Raw genomic sequence first — 13051 nt, forward strand, 5'->3', positions numbered from 1 at the left:
GGGAGCAAGCACCGAAAACCCGCCATCCTCAGCCGAGGGTGGCGGGTTTTTTTTGCTTTCTTTGTTGTAGCAAGCGTTGCCTACATGGGTTCAGGCGGGCCGATGAGGCGGCCCATGACGCCGAACAGGCCCAGGGATTTGATGGCGTCCAGTTCGCCCTGGGTTTCGACCATTTCTGCGATCAGGGGCAGGTCGATGCTGTTGGTGGCGCGGAAAATCGCTTCGATGAACAGGCGTTTGTCGCTGTGTTGGTCAATGCCGCGCAGGTAGCTGCCGTCGATTTTCAGGTATGCCAGGCCCAGTTGGGTGAGGTTGCCAATCTGGCTGAAGCTGCCGCCAAAGTGCTGCAGGCCGATGGCGTAGCCGGTGGCTTGCAGGCTTTTGCTCAAGGCTTGCAACTCGCCCGGGGGCGGCAGTTGGCGCTCGTCGATTTCCAGGGTCAGCAGCGGCGCGAGCTCGGGCTGGGCCTGGAGCAGGTCCAGCACGCTGCGCAGCGAGGTACTGTCGCGCAGGGTACTGCCGCTCAAGCTCAAGGCCAGGGGCCAGGGGTGTTCGGCCAGGTAGTCGAGGGTATGCCGCAGCATCGCCAGGTCCAGGCGCGACGACCAGCCCAGGCGTTCGATCCAGGGCAGGAACTGCCCGGCGGCGATGGCTTCGCCTTGGGGGGCGAGCAGGCGCGCAAGGACTTTGTGGTGCAACACTTGGCTGGTGTCGGCGCATTCGACCACCGGTTGGAAGTACAGCTGCATCTTGCCCTGGGTGAGGGCTTCGTCGATCCAGGTGCGCCAGTCCTGCGGGGCCTGGCCTGGGGCGCCATGGAAGTGCTCCAGGTGCGCCCAGGGTTTTTGCGGTTGCTGCTGGGCCTGGGCCAGGGCTTGGTCCAGGTGCAGTAGCACCGTTGGCGCGGTGTCGCCGGGTTGGTAGGCGACCACGCCCAGGTGGGCCACCGGGGTGCAATCACTGGCGCCGGTCAGGCGCAGGTTTTCCAGGGTGGCGCTGAGTTCGCCGGCCAGGCGTGCGGCATCGCGGCTGTCCAGGCCCGGGGCGAGCAGGCTGAACTCGCCGCCGCGATTGCGCGCCGCCAACCAGTGGCGGCGCTCGGGTTGTTCGAGCAAACGCTTGAGCACCTGGCCGATGCTGCTTATCAAGGCATCGGTGCGCTGCCCGCCCAGGCGCTGGTTGAGCCCGGCCAGGTCATTGACCCGCAGCAGCAGCAAGTGGCCGGCGCGGCTTTGTTCGGTCACCAGCAATTGGTCGGCGAGTTGCTCGTCGAGCAAGCGGCGGTTGGCCAGCCCAGTCAGGCGATCCTGATAAGACTCGGCCCGCAGGGCTTCGCTGCGCGCCGCTTCTTCGGCGAACAGGGCCTTGAGTTTTTCCACCATCTGGTTCATCGCCAGCACCACGCGCTTGAGCTCCGGGGTGCGCGGCAACTGGGGCAGGCTGAGGAACTCGCGTTTGCTGATGGCTTGGGCCTGTTTGACCATGTTGTCCAGCGGCTGTAGCTGTTTGCGCAACAACCAGCCGCCGAACACCGCGCTAAGCAGGCCACAGGCCAGCAGCCAGGCCAGGCTACCCAGGGCGCTGTCCCACAGGCGCGCCAGGGCGAATTGCGGGTTGCTCAGCACCTCCACCCGCGCCGCTTGCTCCCAACCGCGCATCACCAGTGCATCGCCCCCTTGCGGGCGCAGGCCGACCAGGTTGACGAACCAGGCCGGCACGCCTTCGGCGCTGGCCGCTGTGCTGCGCTCGGCCAGTACTGCATTGTCGGCGATGTTGACCACGCGGATGCTGGTGAAATAGCCGCTGTCGAAGATCGAGCTGACCAGCAATTCGGTCATGGCCGGGTCGTCGATTTCCCGGGTCAGGGTCAGCCCTAGGGCGGTGGCCGCGTCTTGGGCGTGGGCGCGCAGCTGGCTGAGCATCTGCCCGCGGGACGCTTCCAGGCTGACAAAAAAACTGCCGCTAAAGGCCACCAGCAAGAACAGGCATATGGCCAGGAAGAGTTGCTTGAGTAGGGACATGCGGCGCTCCTTTTCGTGCGGTCAGCCATCGCCCACGGCGAAGCCTTCGGCCTGCATTTTTTGCAGCACATCCTGCCAGCGCGAGAGTTTTTTCGAGTCGCTGCTGCGCTTGCCGCCATTGGCGCCGGGCAGGTACAGGCCTTCGGCATTGAAGGCGTAAACCGGTAGCAGATCCTTGCGTTGGGAGGCGGGGCGGATCTCGCCGATCAGGTTGTCCAGCACCAGGGGGTCGGCGGTGGGGTTGGGGTAGTAGGTGAGCACCATGTGCGCCTGGTTTTGGGTCAGGGCCTTGACGTAGGTGATGCGCAGCTTGTCGCTGGCTACCCCCAGTTTGCGCAGGCTGAAGTACTTGGCCAGGGCGTAGTCCTCGCAGTCGCCGGCGCCCTTGAGCAGGGCTTGCACGGGGGTGGCCCAGTAGTCGGTCTGACGCCAGATGCGGCGGTCGTCCTGGAAGGTCAATTGCCGGTTGAAGAAGCGGTTGACCGCGTTCAGTTGTTCGCGCTCCGCTTGCCCGGCCTCGCCTTGCAGCAGGCGGCTCCAGGCTTCGATCCGGGCCTTGCCGGTGCCCAGGCTGCCGTAGCGTTGCTGGGCGGTCTCGAGAATGCGCGAAAAATCCCAGGTGGCCGCCACACTGGCGCTGGCCAGCAGCCAAATCACCACCCACAGCCAGGCACCGAGCCCAAGTCGGGGCGCTGACCATCCTGGACTACGCGCACTTCGGACCATATCGAGCTGCTCGCCTGCAGATGCCTGAAGTCTAGGCGTTATGCAGGCGAAGCGAGGGCAGGTCGTCGGGTGGCTCAGGGCCGTTGTAGGGTTTTCTGGCGCAGGATGTAGAGGCTCACCAGCACCGCGCTGGTCAGCATGAAGGCGCGGGCCCAGGGCAGCGGTACCAGGTAGCAGGACAGGCCGATGCTCAGCCACATCAGGCCAATGGCGTAGACCTTGCCCTTGAGCGGGATGCCGTTGCCATCGAGGTAGTCGCGGATCCACGGGCCCAGGCGCGGGTGTTCCACCAACCATTGGTAGAAGCGCGGGGAACTACGGGCGAAACAACCGGCGGCGAGCAGCAGGAACGGGGTGGTCGGCAGGACTGGCAGGAAGATCCCGACCACTCCCAGCACCACGCTCAGCCAACCGATGGTCAGCAGAACGTAGCGCACGAGCAGGGAGCGGTCGCCTATGGGCGTGGGCGCCACAGGCACGACCTTAGTGGTGGCGGGGCTTGAGGATCGCCGGTTTTTCGTCCGGGGCCTGGCACAACAGGTACAGCGCGGTCAGCGCCTCGGGGATCTGCACGATCATGTCGTCCATCAGGTTGGCATCGCTGGCGATGTCGGAGAATTCTGGCTGCTCATCGAACAGGCCAGAACCGACCATGATCGGCAGGAGCATTTCGCTGACTTCGTCTTCGGCGGTCTCGAACCAGGCTTCTTCGCGCAGGAACACGCCTTCCATGAACCCGATGCACCAGCCGCGCAGTTCTGAGTCGTCCGGATCGTCGCCCAGGTCCAGGTCGCACGGCAGCTCGAACTCTTCGTCGGCGGCCAGTTGGCGGGCGATGTGGGCCTTGAGTTGGATCAGCGTGGCTTCGATCATTTCGCGCTCGGCGTCGTCGGCGTAGTGCGGTTCTTCGGAGAACAGGGCGTCGATCCATTCACGGTCCGGCACTTCTTCGGCACAGATCGACAGGGCGGTCAGATAGCCGTGGGCGGCCACGTAGTCCAGCGCCTCGTCATGCAGCTCGTCGGCGTCGAGGAAGACTTGCAGGCGGGTTAGTTGCTCAGCGAAGGACATTAAGGGCTACCTTGGGGAATAAACGATGCTGAATTCTAGGCCTTCTTGCGGCCCCAGGCCAGCCGCCGCGCCGATTTGCCCGGTAATGCCTGCGGGCACCTATTCGCAGGCGGCGCCCTGCGCCCGGGAGCGCTCGGGTATACTGCCGCGTTTTGCAATGCCCTGCGGGTGTGGTTGATGGGGGCGGACACGTCCGCTTACCGATCGGCCCAGGAAGAATCGCTCGTTTTGAGCCAGCCTGCCCCAGGGATATTCGGCGATATTTGGAGTTTTTCATGCTCGAACAGGCTCAACGCGTCCTCAAGGACATCTTCGGCTACGACAGTTTTCGCGGTCGCCAGGGTGCAATCATTGAGCGCGTGGCCAGTGGTGGCGATGCGTTGGTGCTGATGCCCACCGGCGGCGGCAAGTCGCTGTGCTTCCAAGTGCCGGCGCTGTTGCGCGAAGGCCTGGCGGTGGTGGTTTCGCCGCTGATCGCGTTGATGGACGACCAGGTGGCGACCCTCGAAGAACTGGGTGTGGCCGCCGCCGCCCTGAACTCGACCCTGAGCGCCGAGCAGCAGCGCGAGCTGGCGGCGCGCATCCGCCGTGGCGAAGTGAAAATGCTCTACCTGGCCCCCGAGCGCCTGGTGCAGCCGCGGATGCTGGCGTTCCTGCAGAACCTCGATATCGCCCTGTTTGCCATCGACGAAGCCCACTGCGTGTCGCAATGGGGCCACGACTTCCGCCCCGAATACCTGCAATTGGGGCAGTTGGCCGAGTTGTTCCCCAACGTGCCGCGCATCGCCCTGACCGCCACCGCCGACAAGCGCACCCGTGAAGAAATTGTCACGCGCCTGCACCTGCAAAACGCCGAGCGTTTTCTGTCGAGCTTCGACCGGCCGAACATTTTCTACCGCATCGTGCCCAAGGAGCAGGCGCGCAAGCAGTTGCTCGCGTTCCTCGGCGAGCGGCGCAGCGACGCCGGCATCGTTTACTGCCTATCGCGCAAGAAAGTCGACGAAGTGGCGGCCTTCCTCTGCGACCAGGGCTTTCCGGCGTTGCCTTATCATGCCGGGCTGCCCAGCGAAACCCGGGCGGCGAACCAGAAGCGCTTTCTCAATGAAGAAGGCCTCATCATGGTCGCCACCATCGCCTTCGGCATGGGCATCGACAAATCCAACGTGCGCTTCGTCGCCCACATGGACCTGCCCAAGTCCTTGGAGGCGTACTACCAGGAAACCGGCCGGGCCGGCCGTGATGGCTTGCCGGCAGATGCCTGGATGGTCTACGGCCTGCAAGACGTGGTGATGCTCAAGCAGATGCTGCAAAACTCCGAAGGCGACGAACGCCACAAGCGCTTGGAGCAGCACAAGCTCGACGCCATGCTGGCCCTGTGCGAGGAAACCCGCTGCCGCCGTCAGACGTTGCTGGCGTACTTCGACGAAGACATGCCGCAACCCTGCGGGCACTGCGATAACTGTGTCGATGGGGTACAGACCTGGGACGCTACCGAGCCGGCGCGCCAAGCCCTTTCCGCAATCTACCGCACCGGCCAGCGCTATGGCGTCGGCCACTTGGTGGACGTGCTGCTGGGCAAGGACAACGAGAAAATCCGCAGCTTCGGCCATCAGCATCTATCGGTGTATGGCGTCGGCAAGGCCCGCAGCGAAGGTGAATGGCGGTCATTGTTCCGACAGTTGGTGGCGCGTGGTCTGGCGGATATCGACCTGGAAGGCTACGGCGGCTTGCGCTTGAGCGACAGTTGCCGGCCCCTGCTCAAGGGCGAAGTGACCCTGGAACTGCGCCGCGACCTCAAGCCGCAAACCACCACCAAGACCAGCACCAGCCAGGCCAGCCAACTGGTGCGCGGCGAAGAGCGCGAGCAATGGGAGGCGTTGCGCGCCCTGCGGCGCAAACTGGCCGAGGAGCATGGCGTGCCGCCCTATGTCATCTTCCCGGACTCGACCCTGCTGGAAATGCTGCGCAGCCAGCCCACCTCCCTGGCGGACATGGCCCGGGTCAGCGGTGTCGGCGCACGCAAGCTGGAGCGTTATGGCGAAGCCTTCCTGCAAGTGCTGGGCGGCGCGGCCGAGGCGCCTGCGGTGGTCGCCGACATTCGCCACGAACTCATCACCCTGGCCCGCGCCGGGATGACGCCGACCCAGATCGCCGGGCAATTGCAGTGCTCGGAGAAAAACGTCTACACCTTGCTGGCCGAGGCCATCGGCAAGCAGCAGTTGAGCCTGGAGCAAGCGCTGGATCTGCCGGAAGACCTGCTGGGGGAAATCCAGGACGCTTTCCTCGACGGCGAGGGCGAGCTGCCCCCCGCGGCCGAGGTGATGGCGCTGTTTGCCGGGCGCGTGCCAGAGGGCGTGCTGTACTGCGTGCGGGCCGCGTTGCAGTCGGAGTTCGAGGTTTAAAACACCTTATAACCAAGATGTAACGATTCAGTACATACCCGACCTTGCCTCGGCTCGGAGGGCATGCTTAGCTGACTAATTATTAGTTTCTATTAATTTCAGTCAGATCATGAGTGTTCTATGCCGTTAACCGATCAACACCGTTTTGGCATGCAGTTGGCGCAGATGTCCCGGGGCTGGCGCGCCGAGTTGGACCGCCGCCTCGCGGGCCTGGGGCTGTCCCAGGCCCGTTGGCTGGTGCTACTGCACTTGGCGCGTTTCGAGGAAGCGCCCACCCAGCGCGAGTTGGCGCAGAGCGTGGGTGTTGAAGGGCCGACCCTGGCGCGGCTGCTCGACAGCCTGGAAAGCCAGGGCCTGGTGCAGCGTCAGGCAGTGGTAGAAGACCGCCGTGCCAAGAAGATTGTCCTCTGCGCCAGCGCACGCCCCCTGATCGAGCAGATTGAAACCATCGCCACCGCGTTGCGCCACGAGCTGTTTGTGGGCGTCAACGAAGAAGACCTGGCCGTGTGCATGCGCGTGCACGGCCATATCCTGGGCAACCTGGAAAAATCCTGAGGTTATGTGAGCGCGAGCTCTTGTCCTGGAGGCGGTACGCACGCAGCCGTATCGCCTCAGCGAAAGCGCATTCGCTCGAGAACGGGTTTGCCGCACATTTCGTGCTTAATCACAGCGGCGATGTGCAATAGAACCAGCAGTGCCAGTAACCCACAGGCCCAAATATGCAGGGTAAAAAACTGAGTGATGAGTACCCGGTCTTTCAAGGGGTGAGGAACCTGGAATAGTCCAAAGACGTTGATCGCCTGATCCATCATTAAGAACCCCGTCAGCATTACTGTGGCGGTGGTGAAATGAATCAGCATGTGGATACTCGATGCCAGATAATCGGCAAATTTTCGGTGCAAGCCTTTCATCTGGCGATAATAGGCCTGCGTCGCGTATAGCCTGGCAATGAAAAAAGGCAAATACACCGTTGTCAGTGAAATGTTAATAAATGACACCCATTCTTTTAATGTCGCCGAGACATTGAATAGCGATACATAAAAGCCACTTGTAAGCGCCCAGATAATCACCGCGGCCGACAGCCAGTGCAGAAATTTATGCACGCGTGAGTACTGCGGTTTACTCATGCTTTGATCCCCGATCGTTAGTAAATAGATGTCGCTTGCGCGGATACTCGTGCGCGATAAGTGCTCATTAGTTTTATGCGCAAGTCATGGTGTTAATGGGTGAGGGGATTCTGTATGAGGAAAATGATCTGGCCTACAGTAAGCATCTTCAGAATTTGTAGGTTGTTTCGTAGATTTTATTCAGAGGTGTGTGGCCTATATGTGGGGGATGTGTTTTCGGTGTCCCATTCCCGGGCGAGCGCAAACATAGCCAACTGAAATCAGGGAGGCTGTTCGGGTTTACGGTCGGCGGCGATTCCTGGAAAACGCCCGCGGGGGTAGTGCCTCGCCGCAGGTCACGCGGCGAGGGGGGGGGGCACGGCTATGGAGTGGGGAAGATTGCGGCAGTACAGCGCCTAGAACGTTTGCCCCAGGTTCAAGTAGAGGGCTTGCTGGTCATCATCGTTAAAGCCATAACTGAAATTCAACGGCCCCAGCGGCGTATCGAAACCCAGGAAAACACTGGCAGCATTGATGTAGCCGCTGTCGAACTCGTTGTCGTTGTTCCACGCTCGGCCCCGTTCCAGGGACGCGCCCAGGTACAGCGGGAAGTCCAGGGGCAGGTAGGCCCTGGGTGTGAGGCGTCGGTAGTAGACGGCGCGGGCGAGGCTGATGTTCTGCCCCGATAGCGCGTCCTGGCGAAAGCCCGACAACTGCCGCGCACCGCCCAACTGGAAGCTGGAAATCACCACCTCGGCGTCATCCAGGGTGCGCCCGTAGCGCCCGCCGAGGATGAAGGTGTTCGGCCCGCTGCTCAGGGCTTTGTCGAACTTGATTTCCCATTGGCGATAACGCTGGTCCGAGCCCAGTTCCGGCTCGTATTGGCGAAAGGCCACGCCCACATCCTTGCCCGCATGGGGGAAGTAGACGTTGTCCAGCGAGTCGTAGGAATACTTGAGTTCGTAGAAGGCTTCAGTGAAGTCCTCGCTAGGTTGGTCGTGGTCGCCGATGCGCACGTCTGCCTTGCCCCAGGTTTCGCCGACGCCAAAGCGTAGTTCGCCGTTGTTGCCGATCTGGCGGCCCAGGTTCAGGCCAAAGCCGTAGCGCTCGAGGCGATATTGGGCGATGGGGTCGTTGTCGAGTACCGCGTCGACGTTGCGCGATTCCATACCGGCATAGGGCGCGACGAAGTAGCGCGAGCCCACGTCCAGCGGCTGGTAGAACTCGCTGTACAGTTCCTGTTCGTTGCCGATCTGCACCCGGGTCAGCCATTCGGCGCCGAGGCGGTTGATGCCGTTGACGCGGTAGCTGGCGCCGATGTTGTAGGCGCTGTCGCCACGCATGTCATCGGACAGGTTGATGCCCAGGCGCAGGTAGTCGGTGCCGCTGCGCTTGCCCCGGGCGCTGATGACCAGGGTCTGTTGCTTGCCCTTGTGCGCCACGCGGTATTGCACCTGCTCGAAGTAATCGAGGCCGTACAGGGTGCCCATGTCGCTTTGCAGGCGCCCCAGGTCCAGGGGTTGGCCAAGCTGCTGGCGGATGTAGTAGCGGATCACGTCGTCGCCGACCTTGGAATCGTTTTCGATCTTGATCGCGGTGATGACCGGCGTGCGCTGGCTCGGCGTACGTGCGGCCACCAATTCGGCGTCCATGCCTTCCTTGGGCCGCAGGCCGGCCAGGCGTGCGTCGAGAATGCGCGTGGCGCGGTAGCCGGCGTCGATCATGTCCTGGGCACGGCCGAAGTCGGTGACGCCGAAACTGGCCAGTGACGGCTGGATCAGTACGTCCTCGGGGCGTAGGGCGGCCAGTTGTTCCTCGGAGTTGCGCCGGGTCATCAGGGTGATCGACTGGTTGAGTACATCCACCACCGTGGCCAGCTGTTTGCGGCTGCGCAGCGGGGTGCCGATGTCGACGACGATGGCCAGGTCCACGCCCATCTCCCGGGCGACGTCCAGGGGAATGTTGTCGGTCATGCCGCCGTCCACCAGCAGCCGCCCGTCCAGCTCCACCGGAGCGAATACAGCCGGGATCGACATGCTGGCGCGGATCACCTGGGGTAAATGGCCTTTGCGGAACACCACTTTTTCGCCGCTGGCGATGTCGGTGGCTACGGCGCGGAAGGGGATCGGCAGTTTGTCGAAGTCCCGGGTGTCGCTGGCGTGGGCGAGCATGCTTTCGAGCAGCAGCGCCAGGTTCTGGCCCTGGATCACCCCCAGGGGCAGGCCCAGGCTGCCGTCGTCGCGGAAACTGAGTTTTTGTTTGACCAGGAAGTCGCGGTCATCTTGCTTGCGGCGAAACGGCACGTCCTCACGCGGCGGGGCGTCGGACAGGGCCTGTTGCCAGTCGATGTTGAGGGCCAGTTTTTCCAGCTCGTCGATCTTGTAGCCGGAGGCGTAGAGCCCGCCGATCACCGCGCCCATGCTGGTGCCGGCAATGGCGTCGATCTTGATGCCTTGCTCTTCCAGGGCCTTGAGCACGCCGATGTGGGCCAACCCGCGGGCGGCACCGCCGGACAGCACCAGGCCGACTTTGGGCCGCGGCGCTTCGCCGGCGTGCAGGATCACGGGCAATAGGCACAAGAACAGGCAAGACAGCAGACGGCGCATCACGGGACTCGGGCTGGGCGAAAAAAGGCGGCTATTATAGCGGCCCATCGCGTCCAGGAGACTTCTCGAACATGAGCGCCCAAAAACCGCACATCGTCATTACTTACTGCACCCAATGCCAATGGCTGCTGCGCGCTGCGTGGCTGGCCCAGGAGTTGCTCAGCACCTTTGGCGACGACCTGGGAATGGTATCCCTGGTGCCGGGCACGGGCGGGGTGTTTCACATCCAGTGCGATGGCGTGCAGATCTGGGAGCGCAAGGTGGATGGCGGGTTCCCGCAGGCTCAGGTGCTCAAGCAACGGCTGCGCGACCAGATCGACCCCGAACGCGACCTGGGGCACAACGAAGCCAAGGTCTGAAGGGGGCGCGGCAGGGCCTTGGCTGGCCGTGCCGCGCACCTTTACTTGGGCGCGAGTTTGGACTTGATAAGGCCCACGACGAAGGTCAGCACCGCGCCGCCGATACCGCCGCCGGCGATGCTGCTGATGATGGCGGGTAGGTCCAGCGCGCCGCCGGCGGTGGCCGCCGTAGGCTCGCCGGTGATGGCGGCCAGGATCTGCCCCAGCACCACACCGCCCACGCCGCCGACGACAGAGTTGAGCGCCGGGCCCATGCCTTGTTTGCTCATGCCGGCCACGTTGCCGCCGACCACACCGCTGATGATCTGAATAATCAGGCTGACGATATCCATAGAAAACCCCTTGTAGAGCGTTGATGGAGGACGACTCGCATCCAGCTACTTCAAGGGGTGGCGCCGCTGTATCGAGCTGTCGGTATCCGGAGAACGACGGCGAACTGTTGCGGATGCCTGGAGTATAGGTATAGCAAAGTGCCTGCGCCAATCAGGTGGCGGCGGCCCCGCGTTTGCCCGGCCCTGCGGCGCTTTGGCGGCTGGAAATGACGATAGCGACTACGATCACCGCGCCGCCGATCAGCATGCGCAGGGTGGGATTTTCGCCAAACAGCAGCCAGGCCACGGTGATGCCGTACACCGGCTCCATGGCGAACACTACGGCCGCGGTGCGCGCCTTGACCACCGTGAGGCTGGCGACGAACAGGCTATGGGCCAGCCCTGTGCAAAAAACGCCGAGCAGGCCAATCCACAGCCAGTCAAGTGCACGCACCTGGGGCAACTGAGGCGCGGCGAAGGGCAGCAGGCACAGGGCGACCACCAGGTTTTGCCACAGTGCGGCCTGCACCGCCGGCACCTTGCCGGAGCCGGCGCGGTTGGTCAGCGACAGCAGGGCGAACAGCAGGCCCGAAGCCACGGCCCAGAGCAACCCGGCAGTGGCTTCGCTGGCAAGGTCAAAGGCCGGGGTGACCAGCACCAGGCCCACGCTCACTGCCAGCACCAGGAACAGTTCATTGGCGCGGATCCGCTCGCGGAAAATCAGCCCTTCAAGCAGCACAGTAAAAGCCGGGAAACTGGCAAAGCCTAAGGTTGCAATCGCCACGCCGGCCACCTTCACGGCAATGAAAAAACTCACCCAGTGCCCGGCCAGCAGCAGGCCACCGAAGGCCAGGCGCAAGCCGTCGGCCAGGGTGAGCCGATGCCAGCGGGTCTGGCGGGCGAAACTGGCGAAGCAGGCCAGGGCCGCCACGGCAAACGCGGCCCGGCCAAAGGTAATAACGGCGGGGGAGGCGGCGGCGAGTTTGCCCAGCACGCCGGTCAGGCCGAACATCAGTGCGCCAATGTGCAGGGCGCCAAGGGCGGTACGCGGCGTCATTGCAATCCTTACCGGGGGCGGAGCGACAGGGCGGCCATTCTAGAGCCTCGCACTGTTGCCGTCTGTCGCCATTGCGGTTTTTTTTGGCCAGGGGTTAAGGCCATGGCGCGCTGTCATCGCCGTGCCGCATTTCTGTCATGGGCGCTTCACCGCCCGGGTGCAAGCTCGCGAAAACCAGCCCGGAGCCTGCCCATGACCAGTGCCGAACGTGCCAGACCCAGCCGTAAACAGCGGGTGCGCACCCTGTGGATCTCCGATGTGCACCTGGGTACCCGCGATTGCCAGGCCGAGCACCTGTCGCAATTCCTCAAGGGCTACCACGCCGACCGGGTGTACCTGGTGGGCGACATTATCGACGGCTGGAAACTGCGCAGCGGCATGTACTGGCCCCAGGCCCACACTAACGTGATCCGCCGCCTGCTGACCATGAGCAAGCGCGGCACCGAAGTGATCTACGTCACCGGCAACCACGACGAATTTCTGCGCCGCTATTCCAAGCTGATCCTGGGCAACATCCAGTTGGTGGATGAGGCGGTGCACGTGACCGCCGACGGGCGCCACTTGCTGGTGATCCACGGCGATCAGTTCGACGTGATTACCCGCTATCACCGCTGGCTGGCGTTTTTGGGCGACTCGGCCTACGAACTCACCCTGACCCTCAACCGCTGGCTCAACCATTGGCGCGCCCACTATGGCTACGGCTACTGGTCGCTGTCGGCGTACCTCAAGCACAAGGTGAAAACGGCTGTCAGTTTTATCAGTGACTTCGAAGAAGCCATCGCCCACGAATGCACCAAACGGGGCCTGCACGGGGTGGTGTGCGGGCACATCCACCATGCTGAGATGCGTAAGGTCGGCGAGGTGGATTACCTCAATTGCGGGGATTGGGTGGAGTCCTGCACGGCGTTGATCGAACACTGGGACGGCTCGATTGAATTGTTCCGCCTCGCCGACGCCCAGGCCCGGGCGGCGCAGTTGCTGGCCCAAGCGCTGGAAGAAGCCCAGCCGAGCTAGAAAGGCACCTTGCCCAGGATCATGTCGCGGTACATCACGAAATCCCCCAGCAGGCTGTAGAACGGGTGCTGAAAGGTGGCGGGGCGGTTCTTCTCGAAGAAAAAATGGCCGACCCAGGCAAAGCCGTACCCCGCCACCGGCACGGCCAGCAGCCAGGGCCAGGCACCCTTGCCGATGACAAACGCCAGAATCACGATCACCAGGGTGGTGCCGATAAAATGCAGGCGCCGGCAGGTGCTGTTGCCGTGCTCCCTGAGGTAGTACGGGTAAAAATCCTTGAAGCTATTGAAATGCTTGGTGTTTTCCACGGTCGGCGTCTCTGCGGTTATTGTTCTGATTGCCAGATGCTCGGCGGGTAGCCTGAATGAGTCTAGAGTC

The 13051-nt window shown here is 63.1% G+C and carries 13 protein-coding genes; 4 read left to right on the forward strand and 9 right to left on the reverse strand.

Annotation, left to right across the window (positions count from 1 at the left end; all coding sequences use genetic code 11):
• Positions 1-80: 80 nt before the first annotated feature.
• The 4 genes from lapD to AC19YR_RS01945 form a co-directional block, all read right to left on the reverse strand.
• Positions 81-2021 (reverse strand): cyclic di-GMP receptor LapD, encoded by a 1941-nt coding sequence (gene lapD / locus AC19YR_RS01930; RefSeq protein WP_500596932.1) that lies wholly within the window; start codon positions 2019-2021, stop codon positions 81-83.
• Positions 2022-2042: 21 nt separating this feature from the next.
• Entirely contained in the window at positions 2043-2747 is a 705-nt protein-coding gene (lapG, locus tag AC19YR_RS01935; RefSeq protein ID WP_095107361.1) for a cysteine protease LapG, read from the reverse strand.
• Between the two features lie 74 nt (positions 2748-2821).
• Positions 2822-3220 carry a YbaN family protein gene (locus AC19YR_RS01940; protein ID WP_176465045.1) on the reverse strand — a complete coding sequence of 133 codons (399 nt, stop codon included), beginning with the start codon at positions 3218-3220 and terminating at the stop codon, positions 2822-2824.
• A 10-nt stretch (positions 3221-3230) separates the two neighbouring features.
• Positions 3231-3818, reverse strand: a complete 588-nt coding sequence (locus tag AC19YR_RS01945) for a UPF0149 family protein (protein ID WP_095107363.1) — start codon at positions 3816-3818, stop codon at positions 3231-3233.
• A gap of 275 nt (positions 3819-4093) precedes the next feature.
• On the opposite strand from AC19YR_RS01945, the gene recQ reads away from it, so the two are divergent.
• Positions 4094-6220, forward strand: a complete 2127-nt coding sequence (recQ, locus tag AC19YR_RS01950; RefSeq protein WP_500596933.1) for a DNA helicase RecQ — start codon at positions 4094-4096, stop codon at positions 6218-6220.
• Positions 6221-6340: 120 nt separating this feature from the next.
• Positions 6341-6775, forward strand: a complete 435-nt coding sequence (locus AC19YR_RS01955; protein ID WP_095107365.1) for a MarR family transcriptional regulator — start codon at positions 6341-6343, stop codon at positions 6773-6775.
• 56 nt (positions 6776-6831) lie between these two features.
• On the opposite strand, the gene AC19YR_RS01960 is transcribed toward AC19YR_RS01955, so the two are convergent.
• On the reverse strand, positions 6832-7347 hold the full coding sequence (locus AC19YR_RS01960) for a cytochrome b (RefSeq protein WP_095107366.1): 516 nt from the start codon (positions 7345-7347) through the stop codon (positions 6832-6834).
• 395 nt (positions 7348-7742) lie between these two features.
• Positions 7743-9932 (reverse strand): patatin-like phospholipase family protein, encoded by a 2190-nt coding sequence (locus AC19YR_RS01965; RefSeq protein WP_095107367.1) that lies wholly within the window; start codon positions 9930-9932, stop codon positions 7743-7745.
• 71 nt (positions 9933-10003) lie between these two features.
• Between AC19YR_RS01965 and AC19YR_RS01970 the strand changes: the two genes are divergently transcribed.
• Positions 10004-10291 (forward strand): Rdx family protein, encoded by a 288-nt coding sequence (locus AC19YR_RS01970; protein ID WP_500596936.1) that lies wholly within the window; start codon positions 10004-10006, stop codon positions 10289-10291.
• Between the two features lie 41 nt (positions 10292-10332).
• On the opposite strand, the gene AC19YR_RS01975 is transcribed toward AC19YR_RS01970, so the two are convergent.
• Both AC19YR_RS01975 and AC19YR_RS01980 read right to left on the reverse strand, forming a co-directional pair.
• Positions 10333-10623 carry a hypothetical protein gene (locus AC19YR_RS01975; RefSeq protein WP_500596937.1) on the reverse strand — a complete coding sequence of 97 codons (291 nt, stop codon included), beginning with the start codon at positions 10621-10623 and terminating at the stop codon, positions 10333-10335.
• Between the two features lie 151 nt (positions 10624-10774).
• Positions 10775-11659 carry a DMT family transporter gene (locus AC19YR_RS01980; protein WP_500596938.1) on the reverse strand — a complete coding sequence of 295 codons (885 nt, stop codon included), beginning with the start codon at positions 11657-11659 and terminating at the stop codon, positions 10775-10777.
• Positions 11660-11851: 192 nt separating this feature from the next.
• Between AC19YR_RS01980 and AC19YR_RS01985 the strand changes: the two genes are divergently transcribed.
• On the forward strand, positions 11852-12673 hold the full coding sequence (locus tag AC19YR_RS01985; RefSeq protein ID WP_500596940.1) for a UDP-2,3-diacylglucosamine diphosphatase: 822 nt from the start codon (positions 11852-11854) through the stop codon (positions 12671-12673).
• Here the strand turns inward: AC19YR_RS01985 and AC19YR_RS01990 are convergent.
• Complete coding sequence (locus tag AC19YR_RS01990) at positions 12670-12981, reverse strand: Mpo1-like protein (protein WP_095107372.1); 312 nt, start codon at positions 12979-12981, stop codon at positions 12670-12672. The two genes, AC19YR_RS01985 and AC19YR_RS01990, sit on opposite strands and share 4 nt — an antisense overlap.
• Between the last annotated feature and the right edge of the window lie 70 nt (positions 12982-13051).

This window comes from Pseudomonas sp. MF08817, assembly GCF_059862705.1.

Coding starts and splice junctions, on each gene's coding strand:
- AC19YR_RS01965 (WP_095107367.1), bottom strand. CDS start 9,932: ATGCGCCGTCTGCTGTCTTGCCTGTTCTTGTGCCTATTGCCCGTGATC.
- AC19YR_RS01985 (WP_500596940.1), top strand. CDS start 11,852: ATGACCAGTGCCGAACGTGCCAGACCCAGCCGTAAACAGCGGGTGCGC.
- recQ (WP_500596933.1), top strand. CDS start 4,094: ATGCTCGAACAGGCTCAACGCGTCCTCAAGGACATCTTCGGCTACGAC.
- lapG (WP_095107361.1), bottom strand. CDS start 2,747: ATGGTCCGAAGTGCGCGTAGTCCAGGATGGTCAGCGCCCCGACTTGGG.
- lapD (WP_500596932.1), bottom strand. CDS start 2,021: ATGTCCCTACTCAAGCAACTCTTCCTGGCCATATGCCTGTTCTTGCTG.
- AC19YR_RS01975 (WP_500596937.1), bottom strand. CDS start 10,623: ATGGATATCGTCAGCCTGATTATTCAGATCATCAGCGGTGTGGTCGGC.
- AC19YR_RS01960 (WP_095107366.1), bottom strand. CDS start 7,347: ATGAGTAAACCGCAGTACTCACGCGTGCATAAATTTCTGCACTGGCTG.
- AC19YR_RS01945 (WP_095107363.1), bottom strand. CDS start 3,818: ATGTCCTTCGCTGAGCAACTAACCCGCCTGCAAGTCTTCCTCGACGCC.
- AC19YR_RS01980 (WP_500596938.1), bottom strand. CDS start 11,659: ATGACGCCGCGTACCGCCCTTGGCGCCCTGCACATTGGCGCACTGATG.
- AC19YR_RS01955 (WP_095107365.1), top strand. CDS start 6,341: ATGCCGTTAACCGATCAACACCGTTTTGGCATGCAGTTGGCGCAGATG.
- AC19YR_RS01970 (WP_500596936.1), top strand. CDS start 10,004: ATGAGCGCCCAAAAACCGCACATCGTCATTACTTACTGCACCCAATGC.